Source organism: Halobium salinum (genome assembly GCF_026586625.1).
Lineage (GTDB): Archaea > Halobacteriota > Halobacteria > Halobacteriales > Haloferacaceae > Halobium > Halobium salinum.
In genome coordinates, this window is record NZ_JAODIW010000006.1 from 686,747 (window position 1) to 705,686 (window position 18,940).

General features: G+C 64.9%; 16 protein-coding genes and 1 pseudogene. 4 read left to right on the forward strand and 13 right to left on the reverse strand.

What is annotated here, in order from left to right:
• Nucleotides 1-24 precede the first annotated feature (24 nt).
• On the forward strand, nt 25-996 hold the full coding sequence (locus tag N5095_RS06815) for a methionyl-tRNA formyltransferase (RefSeq protein WP_267622003.1): 972 nt from the start codon (nt 25-27) through the stop codon (nt 994-996).
• A gap of 124 nt (nt 997-1,120) precedes the next feature.
• On the opposite strand, the pseudogene N5095_RS06820 reads toward N5095_RS06815, so the two are convergent.
• A pseudogene (locus N5095_RS06820) lies at nt 1,121-2,499 on the reverse strand (RNA-guided endonuclease InsQ/TnpB family protein).
• 93 nt (nt 2,500-2,592) lie between these two features.
• Here N5095_RS06820 and N5095_RS06825 point away from each other — a divergent pair.
• Nucleotides 2,593-3,642 carry a Gfo/Idh/MocA family protein gene (locus tag N5095_RS06825; RefSeq protein ID WP_267622004.1) on the forward strand — a complete coding sequence of 350 codons (1,050 nt, stop codon included), beginning with the start codon at nt 2,593-2,595 and terminating at the stop codon, nt 3,640-3,642.
• A 12-nt stretch (nt 3,643-3,654) separates the two neighbouring features.
• The gene (locus N5095_RS06830; protein ID WP_267622006.1) at nt 3,655-4,629 is read left to right on the forward strand and encodes a Gfo/Idh/MocA family protein; all 975 of its coding nucleotides are present in this window, start codon (nt 3,655-3,657) and stop codon (nt 4,627-4,629) included.
• A 22-nt stretch (nt 4,630-4,651) separates the two neighbouring features.
• Here the strand turns inward: N5095_RS06830 and N5095_RS06835 are convergent, their stop codons facing one another.
• From N5095_RS06835 to N5095_RS06890, 12 genes are all read right to left on the reverse strand, one after another.
• Entirely contained in the window at nt 4,652-5,446 is a 795-nt protein-coding gene (locus N5095_RS06835; protein ID WP_308203525.1) for a methionyl-tRNA formyltransferase, read from the reverse strand.
• The gene (locus N5095_RS06840; RefSeq protein WP_267622007.1) at nt 5,443-6,369 is read right to left on the reverse strand and encodes a Gfo/Idh/MocA family protein; all 927 of its coding nucleotides are present in this window, start codon (nt 6,367-6,369) and stop codon (nt 5,443-5,445) included. The genes N5095_RS06835 and N5095_RS06840 overlap by 4 nt, the downstream gene beginning before the upstream one ends.
• The gene (locus N5095_RS06845; RefSeq protein WP_267622008.1) at nt 6,370-7,125 is read right to left on the reverse strand and encodes an SDR family NAD(P)-dependent oxidoreductase; all 756 of its coding nucleotides are present in this window, start codon (nt 7,123-7,125) and stop codon (nt 6,370-6,372) included.
• A 3-nt stretch (nt 7,126-7,128) separates the two neighbouring features.
• On the reverse strand, nt 7,129-7,902 hold the full coding sequence (locus N5095_RS06850; protein WP_267622009.1) for an acylneuraminate cytidylyltransferase family protein: 774 nt from the start codon (nt 7,900-7,902) through the stop codon (nt 7,129-7,131).
• Nucleotides 7,899-8,669 carry an oxidoreductase gene (locus N5095_RS06855; RefSeq protein WP_267622010.1) on the reverse strand — a complete coding sequence of 257 codons (771 nt, stop codon included), beginning with the start codon at nt 8,667-8,669 and terminating at the stop codon, nt 7,899-7,901. The genes N5095_RS06850 and N5095_RS06855 overlap by 4 nt, the downstream gene beginning before the upstream one ends.
• 58 nt (nt 8,670-8,727) lie before the next feature.
• Entirely contained in the window at nt 8,728-9,681 is a 954-nt protein-coding gene (locus N5095_RS06860) for a polysaccharide deacetylase family protein (protein ID WP_267622011.1), read from the reverse strand.
• Between the two features lie 49 nt (nt 9,682-9,730).
• Nucleotides 9,731-11,149 carry an NAD-dependent epimerase/dehydratase family protein gene (locus N5095_RS06865; RefSeq protein WP_267622012.1) on the reverse strand — a complete coding sequence of 473 codons (1,419 nt, stop codon included), beginning with the start codon at nt 11,147-11,149 and terminating at the stop codon, nt 9,731-9,733.
• A gap of 138 nt (nt 11,150-11,287) precedes the next feature.
• Nucleotides 11,288-12,427, reverse strand: coding sequence for a DegT/DnrJ/EryC1/StrS family aminotransferase (locus N5095_RS06870; RefSeq protein ID WP_267622013.1), 1,140 nt, complete (start codon nt 12,425-12,427; stop codon nt 11,288-11,290).
• Between the two features lie 214 nt (nt 12,428-12,641).
• A complete protein-coding gene (gene otsB, locus N5095_RS06875) occupies nt 12,642-13,568 on the reverse strand; it encodes a trehalose-phosphatase (RefSeq protein ID WP_267622014.1) in 927 nt (308 codons plus the stop codon).
• Nucleotides 13,568-15,076 carry an alpha,alpha-trehalose-phosphate synthase (UDP-forming) gene (locus N5095_RS06880; protein WP_267622015.1) on the reverse strand — a complete coding sequence of 503 codons (1,509 nt, stop codon included), beginning with the start codon at nt 15,074-15,076 and terminating at the stop codon, nt 13,568-13,570. The genes otsB and N5095_RS06880 overlap by 1 nt, the downstream gene beginning before the upstream one ends.
• 208 nt (nt 15,077-15,284) lie before the next feature.
• Nucleotides 15,285-15,647: a DUF7344 domain-containing protein gene (locus tag N5095_RS06885; protein ID WP_267622016.1), complete on the reverse strand. Its 363-nt coding sequence runs from the start codon at nt 15,645-15,647 to the stop codon at nt 15,285-15,287.
• A 360-nt stretch (nt 15,648-16,007) separates the two neighbouring features.
• A complete protein-coding gene (locus N5095_RS06890) occupies nt 16,008-16,670 on the reverse strand; it encodes a helix-turn-helix domain-containing protein (protein ID WP_303651553.1) in 663 nt (220 codons plus the stop codon).
• Between the two features lie 85 nt (nt 16,671-16,755).
• Between N5095_RS06890 and N5095_RS06895 the strand changes: the two genes are divergently transcribed.
• On the forward strand, nt 16,756-18,858 hold the full coding sequence (locus N5095_RS06895) for a bacterio-opsin activator domain-containing protein (RefSeq protein ID WP_267622017.1): 2,103 nt from the start codon (nt 16,756-16,758) through the stop codon (nt 18,856-18,858).
• The last annotated feature ends 82 nt before the right edge of the window (nt 18,859-18,940 follow it).

Sequence of the window (18,940 nt, forward strand, 5' to 3'; positions counted from 1 at the left end):
TCCCCGTCCCGTCGTATCACTCCCATGCGAGTCGTCTTCGTCACCCGCAACGACCTCGGGCTGGCCTGTCTGGAGGAACTCGTCGACCTCGGCGCCGACGTGCGAGCGGTGTTCACCCGCCCAGAACGAGCGAACATCTCCGACCAGACGGACCTTTCCTCGTTCGCGGAGCGCCACGGCGTGGGTTATCACGAGACGGAGGAGCTAAACACAGAGGAGGAGTGCGCTCGCCTCGCGAGCTACGACCCGGAATTGCTGTTCGTCGTTGGCTGGTCACGATTGGTCGACCGTGAGGTCATCGAGACCGCCTCCGTCGCGACGCTTGGAATGCACCCCGCTCCGCTCCCTCGCGGCCGCGGCCGCGCACCCATCGCATGGAATCTCATCAAGGGGCTCGACGAGACTGCGCTGTCGTTCTTCCACCTCGTCGAGGAGGCCGACGCCGGCGACCTCGTCGGGCAGCATCGCATCCCTATCTTCCCAACAGACGACGCTGCCTCGCTGTACGCGAAGGTCGTCGACGCTGGTCGGGCACTCGTCCGCGAACACTTCCCTCGGTTCGAGTCGGGCGAGGTCCCACGGACCCCACAGAACGACGACGAAGCCACGTGGTGGCCGAAGCGCTCCCCACAGCACGGGTTGGTGGACTGGAACCAGTCGCCAGGGAAGATTCACGACTGGATTCGGGGACAGAGTCGACCGTATCCCGGCGCGTTCTCGCATCTCCCGGCACTCAATCACGACGCGGACGGGGCGGGGACACTAGTGACGTTCTGGAGTACCTCGCCGCCGTCGGGGGAACGAGCGTTCGGTCACCCCGGGGAGATCGCGTACCGTGATGGGGGACGCCTCGGCGTGTACTGCTTCGAAGGGGCTCTTGAACTCACCGAACTGCAGGTCGGAAACGACGAACCGATACCGGCGGGCGAGTTAGTCGAGCGATACGACGTGGGACTCGGCGTTCGCTTCGTAAACGCACGGGACCAGATCAACTAACTCGCTCCGTTCAGTCCTGCCGACGGGCCCGAGGGAAAGAGTGGATCGCACGACTCTCTTGACGTCCTCCCTCGACTGAAGGTCGGGAGATTCCCGACCACACCGCGCGTTGGGATGTTACGGTCTACGATAAGGTCAGTCCTTTCGTGGTGAACGATCCGCTCTCGCGGTCGAACTGGGAGACCGAGGGCTGCGCCAACCAGCCGTTACTCCTATCGTTCGCAGGATTCGGAGGTACTTGTTTTAACTTCCGGCCGATGTTCTCCGCCCCGTTTACGTCTGCGTTCGCCACAGTTCCACACGACTCACAGACGTACAACCCGCGCTCCACCTGGTTCGCGCCCCGCTCTTGCTCACAGCATGAACACGATTTCGACGTTCCTCGCTCATCCTTCTTCTCGACCTCGATGCCCGCCATCTCTGCCTTGTACGTGAGCAGGCCGGTGAATCGGTCGAACGCCCACCCGTGCAGGTCGAGATTCCCGTGTTTGCCCAGTTCTTCACCTCGCCATCCTCGTCTTCACGAATCCCCGGGAGATTCCCAATTGCGATTTTTCCCACGCCTTCTTGGACGCACCGCTCGACGAGGTGTTTCGAGAGTGCGTGGAAGTAGTGTGTTCGACGGTTCGACCACGTTTCATGCAACTGAGTTGCCCGATCTGAAGACGACTCATCGCACTGTGCGATGTGCTTGCCGAAGTAGTACCCGTCCTCTTTCAGACAGCCAAGTGGGTACAGTTCTGCGTGTTCGTCCTCGTAGGCGAACGTAGCGAACGTACACACCCCCAGGTCGATACCGACTGTAGACTCGTCGGGCGATTCAGACACTTCGAGTTTGACTCGGCAGACGAAGTGCAGTTCCCATTTATCGCCAGTCCACACCGCGCGAACTTGTTAAACGTGTTCGACCGTCGAGAGGTTCAGCCCCGGGCGAATCTGGCACTCACAGAGGATGAATTCACTCCAGTAGTCTTTGGTGTTCTGGCCTTGCGAGAGCCGGACACAGTTATGCGCAGTATCGGGTTTGAACCCGGCGTCTTTGAATGTAGTCGTACTGCGTGGGTGTTTGTTTGTGTGTTTTTGGTAGCCGGGTGGATTGGCTCGGGTGTCTTCGCTCAAGCGTTTGCCGTACCAGCTGTGGAACGCTTCAGTGAGTTCTTGCAGAAGTCGCTGACTTGACTGCGAGTACAGGTCATCATAGCGTTCGTGGGTTTTCAGGTACGATATGAGCTCGTCGTGCTCTGGAATGTAGCTGGGTTCGTCCCAGACGCGGTGGATGGTCCAGAGACCGACGTTCCAGAGTTTTGACCAAGAGAATCCAAGGGCGTCAAGGTCGTCACCGAATTGCGAGCGGTTTCGAATACTCGCTTTAGGATGTGGTTGACGGCCTTGTTCGCCATACGAAACTGTGTAGCCGGTATTACTTGCGAGTACCGGTGAGGAGGCGTGGAATATCCGGCGGGAGTGTCGCCGAGTGTCTGGTTCGAACCTTGTCGGATTCATCCCCTGACTGAAGTCTGGGGCTTTCTCCTCAAGCTTCTCTAACGGTCCATTATCCGACAGTACGTTTACAGTCGACGGCGTCGATGACGGTCCATGGCAGACCTCGTTCTCGTCGGCTATGGGTCGGTCGGCCGGACGCATGCGGCGGTCGCGGCCGAGCGAAGGCACGACCTGTTCATCATCGACGCGAGTCCGAACGCACGCGATCGAGCGCGGAGGGAGTATCCCGATGCGACCATCGTGTCGACACTCTCCGACCTCGACGGGTTGGTGTCGGCGTGGGAGAAGATCGCGGCTATCGTCGCGACGTGGGCGCCAACACACCACGAGTACTTCCACGAACTGGTTGACCGCGGCGTCCGGCGCGTTCTCTGCGAAAAGCCTCTCGCGAACTCGCTCGCAAACGCACACGCGATGTGCGAACGCGCCGACAACGAGGGGGTCAGGCTCCTCGCCGGCCACCTCTTCCGGTACTCCACGTTAGTCGATGATATCGAGTCGTGGGCGAGCGAGTACGACCTCGGCGACCCCGTCCGATTCGCGTCGACCGGCGGCGCTGTCGGACTCGTCAACAACGGCGTTCACTTCGCGGACCTAGCGTACAGCCTCTTCGACTCAACACCGTCGTCGGTCGTCAGCACGGCCCGAAGCGACCCGATAAACCCGCGATCCGACGACCTCAAATACTTCGGGGGAACAAGCATCCTCAGTTTCCCGGACGCGCGTGAGGCTGTACTCTCTTACTCCAACCGCTCTAGTGTGGGTCCGGACACGCGAATCGACTACCGTGACGCAGTCATCACGATAGACGACACGTTCCACGTCTCGATTCGACATCGGTCGCCGGAGGATCTCAAGGAGTTTCCGGCCATCACCCGATACGGTGGTGCGTCGGAAGAACTATACAGCACACAGAATCCCTTCGGCGACGAACACCTCTACGCTGCCGGTCACGACGTGCTGTTCGCCCGTGCACACGAGGACCTGCTTGGCGACGGTTGTCCACAGGCACCCGGGCCGATCGGTCTGTCGGTGCTCCATGCGTGTATCGGGAGCCTCGTCTCCGCTGCGGAGGAGGAGTCGGTAAGCCTCCCCATCTCGCAGGGGAGCGAGTACTGGCAGCGCAAGTGGGCGTACAACTGAGGCGCCGTGTCCATGTCAGACCTCTCAATCGCGCTGGTCGGCAGCGGTCCCATCTCCCGATACCACGTTCCCGCGCTCGAAAGCGTCGGCCTCTCCGTAGACGCGGTAGCCTCGATGAACCCCGAGTCGGACACCGTCGACGGCCTCGCCGCGATGTTCGGAATCGACCGGACGTACCGAGGGGACGGGTGGGAAAACATATTCGAGGGCCGCGAGTTGGACGGGGTCGTAGTCGCGACCCACGTCGAGGGGACACCGGAGGCGCTCCGGCGCTGTCTTGACTTGGACATCCCGGTCCTCGTCGAGAAGCCCGTAGCCTGGACTGCGGCGGCGGTCGGATCCCTCCGGCGGGACGCACACGAGCGCGTTCTCGTCGGCTACAACCGCCGGTACTATCGGACCACCTGGGAAGCGGTGCAGTTCCTCTCGGATCACGACCCGGTTCTGGCCACGGTTGAACTCCCGGCAGCAACAGATCTCCGTAGCTTCCTCGATATGAGCGTCCACGGTGTCGACCTGCTTCGACACCTCTTCGGCGACCTAGAGGTGCTGGATACGCGTGAACATACTGTCGACGACGAACTCCGTGGGTTCACCGCGACTCTCCGTTCGGGTGCGGGGGACCTGGTCACGGTCGTCGGCAACTGGAACGCACCGTCGAACGTGTCGATCTCACTCGACTGCGGGGACACCCGGTTCCGGATCGAACCGTACGAACAGGCTCGAACGTATCGAGGCCTCCGAATAGAGGAACCCACGTCGGAGATACCCGTCCGCCGGTATATCCCGAGGGAAGTTGATTCGACGGACTTGGAACCGGTTGACTTCGAGTACAAGCCCGGCTTCCACCGGCAGGCACGTGCGTTCAGGCGGGTCGTCGAAGGCGACTCGGTGAGCGAACCGACCGCGACGCTCCGAGACGCTGAGCGAGCCTTGCGGCTCTGTGAGTCGCTCCTCCCCGGCCACCTCCCGTTACGGGGCCCGTGACGTTCCGTCAGCCGGGTTCGAGTTAGTAGGATTCGAGTGCACCGACCGCGGCGTCGTGGTTGGCCTCATCCTCATGGTGGATGTCGACTTCGACGTAGTACCGTTCGCCGTCGACCGTGACGCTCGCGTTGTCGAACGGCGGGAACGTGAGCGCTCGGAGGAGGTCGAGCAGTTCTTTAACGTTGTAGCTCGCGTCCGGGTCGAGTTCACAGAGGTCGACGAAGTCCTCCTTTACGTGGTAGCTCACTTCCGTCCCTCCGGCTTCTGCCTCGCCGTCGTCTGGGAAATCCGGCTGAGGGACGGTGTCTATCTCCCCAGTCGCTATCGCCGGCCACGTGTCCTCGAACAGGTCGATTGCGGCGGCCTCAATACGCTCGTACACGTCTTTCCCGGTGTCATCGAAGCGCGTCGGAACCTCGCGACGGGCGACGATGGGACCGGCATCGACCCCCTCGTCCATGAAGTGCAACGTTGCCCCCGCGGGTCGGTCCTCGACGATGCTCCAGACGTTCGGGTTGAACCCACGGGTCTCCGGCAGGAGGCCGGGGTGAAGGTTCAGACAACCGCGCTCGGGGACTGACAGGATCTCCGGTGGGAGGATATGGCGGAACCCGACGGCGACGACCATGTCGGGGGCGAGGCGCTCGACGAGCGGCAACTGGTCCCGTTCGGTGAGCATGGCAAGGACACGCACGTCTTTACGGTCACAGAGCCAGTCATATACCCGCTGGCCGATGTTGTTGATACCGAGAAATACGACGGTGAGCGGATTCTCCGAGGTGGGCGACCGGACGGGGTCTGTGTCTGCCCCCGTCATCGGAAGTCGTCCACATCGACGGAGTTACCCGTTTCCCTCGCCCGTTTACCAGCCACTAGCGTCGCCATCACGTCCAGCGTCGCCTGCGGGTCGAGTGGGGGGTCGCCGGTTTTCACCATCCGGACGAAGTGCCAAAGAGTGCGCCGAAAGGCGGCGAAGTTATCCCGAATCGGATGATCGCTGGCTTTCTCGCTCCCGAGGAAGGACACATCGAAGACGAACGGGGCGTCGCCGAGGGCGTCTACCTGAACGAGCGTTCCATCGTCGAGAGTGACGCCGAAAGCATCGTGTGGGGCATCGAGCGCACGAACGATTTCCGGGCGGGCGTCGACGACGCCGAGAATCGCGTCGAGCATGTGGACGCCGTAGTGGACCCAGTCGTTGATGACCGTCCCGCGGGCGACCTTCAGTTCGCCGTAGTTCGTGAGGTTCGCCCGCGGAGCGTCGAGCTCGCAGGCAAAGCGCATCCCCGAGCAAGACAACAGGCGACCGGCTTCGAGGTGCGGACGGAACGCGTCGAGATCCTCCGCGTCGAGCGCGAGGGGTTTGTCGACGAAGACGGGCGTGCCGTCCTCGAGGAAGGGGAGCGCCATCTCTGCGTGGCGCTCCGAGTCGTCCCTGAGGAGCAGGAGCGCATCGACGGTGCTCCGGAGGTCCTCGAAACTGTCGACGGCCTCTGGCACTCGCGCGGCGGCACAGAGGCGCTCCGTCTCCGCGGGGTCTTGGGTCCAGGCGTGGGTGACGCTAACACCGGGGAAGCCGAACTCCGAGGGGTCCTTCGCGGCGAGGTAGTCGTAGATAACGCCCCAATCAGAGGCGCGGAAGCCGTCGTCGGAGTAGCCGTTGACGATAGAGGCGAACGAGTACGGGTGGCCGTTGCCGGGCGTGAGTCCGACCACGCCGAGATCGAGTTGGTCGGCCACTCAGAGCACCTCCTGTAGTGCGTCCGAGCCCTGGCCCTGCTCCCACCGAATGTCGCCCAAGTCGGGGAAGAGCGGGATCTCGTAGCCGAGCCAGAAGAACCCGCCCGTCGGCCCGCCCTCAGGGAGCGTGAGGAGGTAGTCTGCGGTCGGGTGGCATTCTGCGGGGTCGAGCGGTCCGTTTGGCGCCATTTCCGTCTCACACGGCCCGGGGCTCATCAAGTTGATCTTCACGTTCGTGCTGGCGTATTCCTTAGCCGTAATGACCGTCATCGCGTTGAGCGCGGCCTTCGACGAGGTGTACGGGACGGTCCCCGACGGGCAGTCGATTGGCGCCCCGGAAGTGACGTTGACGACCCGTCCAAAGCCGGTATCGGCCATCCGTGGGACGAGTTCCTGCATCAGCACGAACGGCGCGAGAGCGTTGACGCGCATTGAGTACAGCACGTCCTCGGGGTCGAGTTCGGTGAGTGGTCCGCCCACGTTCACGCCCGCGTTGTTAACGAGGTAGGGGATAGGGCCGAACTCGTCGATCAGGCCGCGAATCGTCTCTCGGGTTCCTTCGAGGTCCGAGAGGTCGAGTTTGCGGGGCGTTACCGAATCGACCTCGGCGAACTCTTCTTCCATTCGGTCGATGCGGCGGGCAAGCGCGAGGACGTGATACCCTTCGTCCACAGCGAGATGTTCTACGAGCGAGCGGCCGATTCCGCTGCTTGCACCCGTTACGACGATCGTCTTCAGTTTGGTGGTTCCTCTCATGAATTACTCCGTCTGCGACGCCAGTACTGTCTCGGCCAGCGCGAAGTCCAGTTCCGTATCGATGTCGACGGACCGCTCTGGAGGCATGACGACCGCCCCGTACTCCCCGAACAGCAGCGAGCGTCCTTCGTCCGGGAGGGCGTCGAGCCGGAAGACGTAGGCGCCTCCGTTCAGCCGGTACGTCTCGGGCAGGGACTGCCGTGGCAGCCACGGGTCTGCGTCCTCGACGAACGTCGTCGGTCGGTCGACCTCGCCACCGAGCGTCCACGCTCGGTGAGGGTTTATCTCGCTCTCGACGAAAGTCGCGGCCGAGTCACGACCCACGAAGACGTGGTCGAGACAGCGCGCCACGTCCTCGGTGGCGCGGAACGGACAGGTCGGCTCCAACATCGCTACGACGGTCGCGTCGTCGCCGTCCTCGACCAACCAGTCCCTGACGTGCCGTAGCGCGTCAATGACGAGAGAGTTGTCCTCGGCGAGATGGACGGGGCGTTCCACGACCTCTGCACCGTACTCACGAGCGACGGCGGCTATCTGCTCGTCGTCGGTGCTGACGAGGACGCGGTCCACCGCGTCGACCGCGTGGGCGACCTCGATCGACCACGCGAGTAGTGGCTTCCCGCCGAGGTGCTTGAGGTTCTTTCCCGGAACCGACTTGCTACCTCCGCGGGCCGGGACGACGGCGACGACCCGCTCATCCGTACCGTCGTCAGACTCAGCGCGGGCACCCTCGTCTCTGGCCTGGGTAGCGTCGTCCACATCGAGCGCCTCGTTCATCGGATGGTCCACCCCCCGTCGATGACCAGGTTGTGGCCGGTCACGTAGGTTGAGGCGTTCGAGACGAGGTAGACGACTGCACCGATGAAGTCTTCGGGTTCGGCCATCCGGCCGACTGCGGTCCGCTCCTCATACCGTTCCACGAACTCCGGGTGCTGATTGTCGAACACGCCGCCAGGGGAGAGTGAATTGACGCGGACGCCGTCCCGACCGAGGTACGAAGCCATGTAGCGGGTGAGGTTCAAGACGCCGCCCTTGATTGCCGAGTACTCGACGGGGCTGGTCATCCCCGTCCCCTCGTAGACAGCGAAGTTCGGGGCCTGAATCCCGTATGTGGAGCCGAAGTTGACGATGCTCCCTCCACCCTGTTGACCGACCATGACCTGACTCGCGAGGTAAGCACCGAGGAAATAGCTGTTGAGGTGGAGGTCAACGTTCTCGCGCCAGTCCGCGTAGGTCATCGTCTCGTAGGACTGGCCGTAGTTCTCGTTTCGCGGGTACGAGCAGTTGACGAACCCGTCGACGGTGCCGAACTCCGAGACCACGGTCTCGAAGCAGTCGCGCATCGATGCCTCGCTGGTCACATCGGTCTCGACGAACCGGCCCTTGACCTCGTCGGCGAGGGTCGCCCCACGATCGACGGCGGCGTCGGCGACGACGATGGCCGCGCCGTGGTCCGCCAGTCCTCGCGTCAGCGCCGAGCCGATGAGGCCGGCGCCGCCCGAGACGACGACTGTGTTGTTGGATAAGTCGAACAATTGGTTCATTTGCTCGTATTGATGGCTGAGAGTAGTGACGGTCGCACTCTTTGGATTGATCGTTGATTCAGTTGTCCGCAGGTGATTCCAGACGACCGAAGCCGAACGTGGCGCTCCCGTGGGGGAACTCGTTACAGTCGCATCGCGGGAGCGTGGCCCAGCGGCGGTCAGTTCGGGCCGGCAGGTCACCTGGCTCGGTCGTGAACGCAGCGTCACAACCGAGGGCGTCAAGGACGCGTATCGTCTCCGAGCTGAACGTCTCGCGCCCGCCGAAGGGGTACGCGAACAGGGAGACCGGTTGGGTGGGGGCGATGTCCCGGACCGCGTCCAACGACCCCGCTATTTCTGTGCGCTGGCGCTCGACACTAAGTCGCGAGAGCACCAGATGCGACACCGTGTGGGCACCGAGAAGGTGGCCCGCCTCCGAGAGTGCCCGCAGGGCCGTCCTGTTGGCGTAGTAGCTGCCAGCGTCGATGCTGCTGCCCAGCCGGTCCTCGATCGCGTCGAGGACCTCGCTGACACAGTCGACGGGCAGTTCGTAGTTCACCGCCTGTTTCACCGCGCTCGCGTCGTCGTCGCCGACGCGGTGGTCGTAGCCATCGGTGATGCTGTCGTCCACGACGATTGCCTGTTCCTCCATCACGTCTCTGAGCGTCCGGTGGACACGCTCGGGGCCGTGAGCTCCGAGTAGGGCGTGGGCACGGTGGACAGACAGCGCCTTGCTGCTTGAGAGTGGCTCAGTCGAGACGAAGAAGACGCCCCATAGCCCTCTTGCTCGGAGTTCGGGATGGACCCACTCGTGGTGGTCCGCCAGGCCGTCGTCGAACGTGAGGACGACACCTTCAGGCTGAGGGCGTTCGCTGTGGAGCCACTCGACAAACGCCTCCCGATCGACGATGCCGTACGTCTCCATGAGGTGGTCTAACTGGCGTCGGAAATCATCGAATGACAGGTGGTAGTAGCCGTGTGGTGCAGTCTCGGCGAACGCCGGCCGTACGTAGTGGTACATTGCGGCCTTCATCTGTGGCTCCCCGGCCCGTTCGTCAGGATATGATCCGCGACGACCGGGATCAATCGCTTGCCTCCGTGGCTTGCAACTGTCTCTCGAGTGAGCGGCTATTGTGGTAGACGGTGTCAGTGTAGTCACCGTAGAGCCCACCGTTGAGCGCCTCTGCCATCTCGTCGACGCCGCCGACAACAGTGTATTCGGTCTCGTACCCGAGGACCTCACGTATCTTCGAGAAGTCGACGCAGTAGCTGCGCTGGTCGGTGTCTTCCGGGCGGTGGTCCACGACGGCGTTCGGGAACGCCTCGGAGACCAGATCGCCGATTTCAATAATGCGGTAGTTCTCTTCGTCAGAACCGACGTTGAACACCTGGCCAGACACGTCCTCGATGGGCGCCTGCAGGCAGTCGATGTACGCCTGTGCGGCGTCGGCGACGTGGACGAACGGGCGGTACTGCTTCCCACCGAAAATGGGGATGGTGCCCTCGGTGGCTGCCTTCGCGGTGAGGATGTTCACGACGAGGTCGAAGCGCATTCGCGGTGAGTGTCCGAAGATGGTTGCCATCCGAAAGACGGTGGGCGAGAAGTGCTCCGTCGCCATCTTGAGCAGCGCCTGCTCGGAGCGCACCTTCGTCTCTGCGTACAGCGACACCGGGTTGACCCCCGACTCCTCTGTGAGGCGTTCGCGGTCGTCCACGGCGCGTCCGTAGACGCTACAGGTCGAGGCGAAGAGGAATCGGTTCACCTGATGGGACTTGCAGATGTCGGCCGCCAGCCTCGTCGCGTGGTAGTTCATCTCGAGGGTTTTTTGTGGGTCGAGATTCGACGCTGGTTCGCCGACGATCGCTCCGAGATGAATAACGGCGTCCATGCCCCGGATGGCATCCGTCAGTATCTCGGTGGAACGCATATCCCCTTCGACGAGCGTGAATCGTTCGCTCTCGATTTCCGCGATTCCCTGGTCGCCGTAGGTGAGGTTGTCGAGGACGGTCACCTCGTACCCATGCTCGAGCAACTTCCGACTGAGGACGGAGCCGATGTAGCCCGCCCCACCGATTACCAAGACGGACTGTAGCGGCTGGCGCGTGGTCTTCTTGTTGAGGCGGGTGCCCTCCGCGGTGAGGCGCTGAACATCGATGAGACGGTCCTTGTCATCGACGACGGGGAGGAAGAACGACTCTCGGCCTCGGTAGCGTCCTTGGAGGAGGTCAGTGAAGGCCGAGTGCTTTTCGTCATCAGACTGCGCGGGCGAGGCAGTTACTGGACCCTCGTTGACAACCTCCTCGACGGAGGCGTCGAGCGAGACGCCGCTGAGAATGCTACATCGAATGTCTCCATCGGTGGCCGTTCCGACCAAGTGGTCGCTGTTGTCAACGATCATAGCGATTCCGAGTTCGGTCTGGTCGATGAGCCATATCGTATCCTGCTGAGTCGTTCCGGGTTTAACCACTAACTTCCGACTGCCCCTTCCGCAGGCTGACATGTCTATGATGATGTTCGACTATGGATATGAATAGTGAGGAACGTTGTGGAATAGCCATTGAGAACAATGGACACAGAACCGTTCAGTGGGGTCCGGTTAACGTACGGCAACAATGGGTTACACCTCCCTTTCGACACCTTACGGTTGATTTTCGACTCCCTTGCGAACCGCGTTTACGACTCGGTCGGTCTCTGCCTCGGTCAGTTTTGGGTGGATAGGCAACGAAAGTACGCGGGAGGCAATTTCCTCTGTGACCGGGAGCGTCACGTTGGTGTACCGCTCTTGTCCGCGGTAGTAGTCGGTCTGGTGGGCGGAGGGCTCCCAGTATACCTTCGCGGCAACCCCGTCGGCTGCGAGCGACGCGATGAGTTCGTCCCGGTCGACGCCATCGCCGAGAACAACGCTGTACAGTTGGTAGACGTTCGTCCCATTGGGGTGGTATGGTACTGGTTCGACACCCTTCACCGCGGAGAACCCGTCGTTAAGGCGCCCTGCCGCGGCCTGCCGCCCGCCGATGAGGTCGTCTATCTTATCTAGCTGTGCACAGCCGATGCTTGCAATCAGGTCGGGCATCCTGATGTTGGTGCCGAGCGAGACGTAGGTGCCAGTCTGAGCGGACTCGAAGAAACTCGAGCTGGCGCGTCCGTGGGAACGATACAGCCGAATTTGCGTCGCGAGGTCGTCGTCATCGGTGATGATCGCCCCACCCTCACCGGTCGTGAGGACCTTGTTTTGGCAGAAACTGAGCGCTGCGGCCTCTCCAAACGTCCCCAACTTCCGACCGTCGACCTCGGCGCCGAAAGTTTCGGCCGCATCCTCAAGGACCCAACACCCGTAGTCTGCGGCGATGTCGACCAACTCCTCGATGCGGCAACCGGCGCCGTAGGGATGAACCGGAAGGAGGCCAACTACATCGTCAGTAATGACGGCCTCGACGGATTCGGGGTCCAGTCCCAGGGTCTCGCGTTCGATGTCAGCGAACGCCGGCTTTGCTCCGGCAAGCTGAACAGAATTGACGGTTGCGACGAAGGTGAACGAGGGGACGATTACCTTGTCCCCTCGACCAACGCCGAGTGACTTGAGGGCAGCGCCGAGCGCCGTCGTTCCCGAGTTGACGGTAAGGGCGTGGTCCACGCCGAAGTAGTCGGCAAGCCGGTCCTCGAACTCATCAACGAACGGACCCTTCGTCCAGTGACTGCCGCGGCTGATGGAGCGCGTCGCGTTGCTGATTTCGCGCTCGTCCCAGGGGATCTCGAATAGCGGGATGTTGGACGGCATGATCCTAGGTACGTCTGCCGTCCATATAGTTGAACACCCTACAAGTCCTCCTTCGTCAGGGTAGTCGATGTCTTCTAGTTCCTGATGACAAAGCCGGTCCCCCACTAATACCAGCTCAATATAGTATTTCAGGATACTTTAGCAGGAATCCCAACTCTCCCTCGGCGGGACATTCGCCGCTGATTCCGCGTTACTGGGGGAGAATGAAGGGTACTCAGACGTCGAGACGGTCGACAACCCACTTCAGGAACTCCTCGACGTCCTCGGGATCCCGCAGCCGATACCTGGCGTCCGTCTCGGGGTCCTCGCCGACGTGTATCGAGAGTCCCGTCGGGTCGAGCGAGCGGAAGGCGTGTTCGTCGGTCGTGTCGTCGCCAACGTAGACGACGAGCCAGTCGTCGGGGACGTCCGCCGCGAACACGTCGACGGCCTTCCCCTTGTCCCAGGGGATGGCGGGACCGACCTCGACGATGGCCTTCCCCTCGGAGACATGCAGGCGGCCCTCGGCGACCTCTTCGACGACCGACTCGACGGTCTCGAGCACCTCCTCGCCGGGGTCGCCCGCGACGTTCCGGTAGTGGACCGTCGCCGTCACGTCTTTCGACTCGACGTGGAGTCCGTCGAGTTCGAGTCGTTCGCGCACGAGTTCGCAGACCCGCTCGATGTCGCTCATACGGGCGGCGGCGACGGGGTGGACCGTCACGTCGTCGCTCCCGGCGGTCGACGACGCGGGAGCGTCCGCCTCGTCGTTGTCGGTGTCGGCGCCGACGTCCGCCCACACCTCGCCGAGGTCGTCCCCGTGGTCCTCGTGGAGCACCATCTCCAGGCCGTGGTTGCCCGCGTAGCCGACGCCCTCGATGCCGGCCCGATCGCGGAGGTCCGCCAACTCTCGCCCGCTGACGAGCGCGACGCGGACGCCGTCGAGGCTGCCGAGCCGTCGGAGCGCGTCGGCGCAGTCCGGGCGAATCTCGGGGGCGTCGGGGTCGTCGACGATGGCCGTGAGCGTGCCGTCGAAGTCAGAACAGAACAGGAGACCGGGAGCCGCGTCGAACAGGGCGGCTACCTCGTCCTCGCGATCCCAGAGGACGGGCGGGAGTTCGTCCGCATCCGCATCGGTCGAAGCGTCCGAGTCGTCCCCCATCAGTCCATCCCCATGCGCCGTTTCATGCGAACGTCCGCGGCACCCTCGAACACGTCCTTCATCCACCGCGAGAGGTCGTGGGTCTCGACCCACTCGCGCATCGTGTGCATGCGCTCCCGGCGCTCGTCCTCGGGCATCCGCAGGGCCTCGCCGATGGCCGCCGCGAACTCGTCGGTGTCGTGGGGGTTGATTCCGACCGAGTGCTTGCCGAGCTCCTCGAAGGCGCCGGTCTGGTTCGACAGGACGAGCACGCCCGTCTCGTCGACCTGTGCGGCGACGAACTCCTTGGCGACGAGGTTCATCCCGTCTCTGAGCGCGCTGACGAGCATCACGTCGCTGTGGCGGTAGAGCCCGTTGAGGGTGTCGCCGTCGAGATGCTCGTCGAGGTAGACGACCGGCGTCCAGTCGTCGGTGCCGAAGCGCTCGTTGATGCGGTCGACGCCGGTGGTGACGCGGTCTTGGAGGTCCCGGTAGTCGGGGATGATGGAACGCGACTCGCTGGCCTTCTGGACGTAGGTCAACTCGCCGCGCCACTCGGGGTGGTCCTCCCAGAGCTGTTCGAGGGCGTTGAGCCGCTCGGGGACGCCCTTCGTGTAGTCGAGGCGGTCGACGCCGACGGCGACGCGCTCGCCGGTGATACCGTACTCCTCGCGGAAGGCGTCCCAGTCCTCGGCGTCGAAGCGCTCGGCGGACGCCGCGATGCCCTCGAAGTCCACGGAGAGCGGGAACGACTCGATTTCGGTCGTCCGGCCGTCGTACTCGACGCGGTTGTTGCCGCGGTCGACGGTCGCGCCGTCGAGCCCCCGTTCGATGCAGTCGAGGAAGTTCTCGACGTACTGGCCGGTGTGGAAGCCGACGAGGTCGTTGCCGAGCAGCCCTTCGAGGGTCTCCTGGCCGTGGGGGAGCGAGCGGAACGTGTCCCAGCCGGGCCACGTGATGTGCCAGAAGTGCATCAGGAAGGCGTCGGGCATCGCCTCGCGGACCATCCGCGGCGCTCGGGTGAAGTGGTAGTCCTGGAACCAGACGACGGCGTCGTCGTCTGCCTCCTCGCGGACGGCGCGCGCGAACTTCTCGTTGACCGCTTCGTACGCCTCGCGGTGTTCGTCGGCGAAGTCGGTCTTCCAGATGCCGCCGTGACACAGCGGCCACAGTACCCGGTTGGAGTAGCCGTAGTAGTACTGGTCGACCTCCTCGTCCGTGAGCCACACGCGGCGGAGGTGGTAGGCGGGGTCCTCGGGTGGCATCTCGACGGTGTCGTCTTCGGGGGTGACCTCGCGGTCGGCGTCGCCGTCGCCCCACGCAATCCACGTCCCCTCGACGCGCTGCATCACGGGGTCGAGACCGGCGGTGAGCCCGCCGGCGGGACGACTGACGGTCACCTCGCCGTCCTCGTCGTAGCCGTGACTGTACGGCTGGCGGTTGGAGACGACGATGAGCTGGCCGCCGTCGAGCAGCGGTTCGACGTCCGGCGTGTCGGAATCGTTCGGGGGGTCGGAATCGTCGGCCATGAGTGGGTCGGGGTAGCTGGTGAATCCTTGGCCCGTCGGGGTTATATGAGTGCGGGCCGGCGGGCGTCTGACCCCGTCTATCGTGAAGATTCTCGACGTTGGGGGACGGTCCGGACGACCGAACTGTCGATGGGAGTGACCTGTTTCGGTCGGGGGGACCCGCAGCGACCCGGCGTCTCAGCGTCGTTGCGTCTCGACTCGTGCCGTCTCAGAGCCGCGACGAGTCGCCCGCGCCGTCGCCGAGGGCCGCGCCGGCGACCGAGAGCACGTCGGCGACGCGCCACTCCTGGTGTTCGACGCGGTTCTCGGCCGCATCGTAGGCGATGACGCCGATGTCGGCGAGCCGCGGGAGGTGGACGTGGTGGAGACGCGCGGCCACGTCGTCGCAGTCGTCGTGTCCGCGGGCGCGGAGGCGCTCCGCCAGCGCGTCGAGGTGGACCCGGTCGTCCATCGACGAGAGGGCGTCGAGCACCTCGCGGAGGCGAGCGTCGGTGAGCACCTTCGCGACCTGGTCGACGCGCGCGTCGCTCTCCCGAGAGCCTGAGGGCACCGTTCGTTCGTTGACTGCCATCACCTCTGCCCACACGACGTCGTGGTAAAACTCCGCACGGCCGTTTCGATTCGTTTCGATTCGTTTCGAGCGGTTACGCGGCGTTTCGCGTCGGTCCCGAGCGTCACCGCCGGTACCGCTCCCGCTCGGCAGCGGCCGACCGCCGGCCGTCCATCGGTCGGGACGGTTGTTCCCTCCCGGTCCGTTCAACCCGTCTCCGGCGTCGGTCTCGCCGTCCCGGTCGTTCCCCTCGTCCCGTCGTCTTTGCCTGCTAGGGTCGTGCTAAGCGGTCGGGGTGGTGACCTGTCAGTCGGCGGTCGGCGGTTCTGCCTCCCGGGTGTTCCGTCCAGCCTGGTCGCTCGTCACTCAGTCGCTCGTCGCTCAGTCGCCCCCCACCCCGTCGGCGGTAACCACCTGTGCGACGAGACGACCGAGGCCGCGCCGCAACCGCTCGGAGACGGCGTGGTCGCTCACGGCGAGTTCGTCGGCGAGGTCGGAGAGGGTCGCGCGGCGCGGCACCTCGAAGTACCCTCGCCGAACCGCGGCCACGAGCGCTTCCCGCTGCTCGTCGGTGAGATCGACGGCGGCCCGCTTCCGGTGGCCGTTCCGACTGATGCGGAGCGGCTCCATCGTCACCCCGTGCTCGGCACAGTGAGCGGCGAACGTCGACACGCTCGACTCGTCCGGAAACCGGACGCGAAACGTCCACGACCCGCCCTCTCCGCGGACCCACATCGCCGCCGCGTCGACGAGGGCGAGGCAGGTGAAGATGTCGGGGGCGTCCGGCTCGACCCGCCGCCACTTCACGGAGTACAGCCGCTCCCCTCGACCCCCTTCGAGCCGGTCGAACCGTTCGACCGACGGCGCCCCCCGGAGACACGCCTCCAACGCCCCGAAGTCATCGGATTCGACCCAGACGTACGGTGCCACCCCCGTCTCGCCGTTCGGGACCACCCGGTCGAACTCGACCCGCGCCTCCTCCCCCAGCACTCGCGCGGGTCCGAGCACGTCGGGCGGCACGCTCATGTCGACCACGACTGCCATAAGCTAGCATACGACACTCGCACTTTAGTCCATTGCCCCGCGGAACGGGCAAGCGGCTAAGGCCCCGCCGGGCGAACCGAGACCGATGACCACTCGTCTCCCCCACGTCCTCGTCGTCGCCGACCGACGGACGGGTGCCGTCGTCGAGCGCGCGTTCGCGGAGACCGCACACGTCGAGCGGGACCCGGCGCCCGACGAACTCGGGGCCGCGGACTGTGTCGTCGTCGACCACGACCCGCCGACCGTCGACGCCCTCGCCGTCCTTCGGACAGTGCGCGAGCGGCGGCCGACGCTTCCGGTCGTGCTGTTCCCCCGCGAGGGCGGAGAACGCCTCGCGGCCGACGCCCTCGCCGCCGGTGCCACGGCGTACGTCCCGCGGTCGGACGACAGCGAGGCCGACGCGGAACGCCTCGACTCGCGGGTCGCGGCGCTCCCCGACTGGCCGGCGGCCGACGGTTCGGACACCGACTCGCCGGCCGACGGTCCGGACACCGAGCCACCCACCACCGCTCCCAGCAACACACGACCCGTTGCCGGCGGCGCACGACCCGTTGCCGACGGCGTCGGCGCCGGCGCCGACGCCTTCCTGAAGGAGCGCGCGCTGGCCGAGGCGCCGGTCGGTATCACCATCGCGGAGGCGACGGCCGACCGGCCGCTCATCTACGTCAACGAGAACTTCGAGCGCATGACCGGCTACTCCGCGAGCGAGGCGCTGGGGCGCAACTGCAAGTTCATGCAGGGGCCCGACAGCTCCGAGGAAGCCATCCAGGAGATGCGGGACGCGTTGAACGCCGGCCGGGAGGTCGAGGTGGAAATCGTCAACTACCACCGCGACGGGACCCCGTTCTGGAACGAGGTCACCATCGCCCCCGTCCACGACGCAGACGAGAACCTCACGCACTTCGTGGGGTTCCAGACGGACGTCACCAAGCGAAAGGAGGCCGAGTTCGCCCTGGAGGCCGAGCGCGAACACCTCGAGCACCTGCTCGACCGGATGAACGGCTTGCTCGGCGACGTGACCGACACGCTGGTCGCGGCCGCCAGTCGCGAGGAGGTCGAGCGGGCGGTGTGTGACCGAGTCGCCGCCACCGACCCCTACGGTTTCGCGTGGCTCGTCGCCCCCGACCGGGCCGACGAGACGTTCCGGACGCGGGCGTCGGCCGGTCGGCCGGACGCCGGTACGGCCGCGGCCGAGAACGCGTCGGCGTCGACGGGCGGAGCGGTCGTCTCCGAACTCTCCGTCCCCGACACGGAGGCCTCCCCGTTACGGCAGGCACTGGAGAGTCGGGAGGTCGTCGTCGCCGAGGTCGACGACCTCCCACCGGGTCAGGTGCCGGCGCCCGTCGCCGGCTACGAGACGGTAGCGGCGGTGCCGCTCGCGTACCGCAAGACTACGTACGGGGTGCTCGCGGTGTACGCCGACGGCGCCTTCGACGAACGGGACACGGCCGTCCTCGCGGCCCTCGGTCGGGCCGTGGCGACCGCACTCAACGCGCTCGAGTCGAAACGGGTGCTGACCGCGGACAACGTCGGCGAACTCGAACTCACCCTCAGGGACCCGTCGCTGTTCTTCGTCGACGTTTCGGAGCGTACCGACTGTCGCCTCGAGTACGCCGGGAGCGTCTACGGGGTCGAGGGGGCGACGAGCCTCTTTTTCACCGTCTCGGGGGCGCCGCCCGCGGAGGTAGTGGCACTGCTCGAAGCGTCGCCCGACGTGGCCTCGGCCTCGGTGCTCGCCGAGCGCGACGGCACCGGCACCGTCGAGGTGTCGCTCGACGAGGAGTCCATCGTCGGCCTGCTCGCCGAGGACGGCGCCCGGACGCAGGCCATCACCGCCGAGGACGGCGAGGCCCGCCTCCGCGTCACGCTCCCGGCCGACGCCGACACCGGGGCGGTCGTCGACCGGCTCCGCGAACGCTACCCGGGGACCGAGTTCCGTTCCTACCGCGAGCGGACCCGCCCGGCGAAGACGAAGGCCGAGTACCTCGCCAGCGTCCGCGACCGACTCACGGACCGCCAGTACGCCGCCCTCCAGAAGGCGTACATCGGCGGCTACTTCGACCGCCCGCGGCCCGTCACCGGCGACGACCTCGCGGCGTCGATGGGGGTCACCCGCGCCACCTTCCACCAGCATCTGGTCGCCGCACAGCGCAAACTGCTCGGCGAGTTCTTCGACGAGAGCGGCTGAAATACGGGGTCTCCGCGCCGCGACTGCCTCGTCCCGACCGCGGTCTATCGACAGTCGCCTCGGTCGCGAACCGACGACGTCC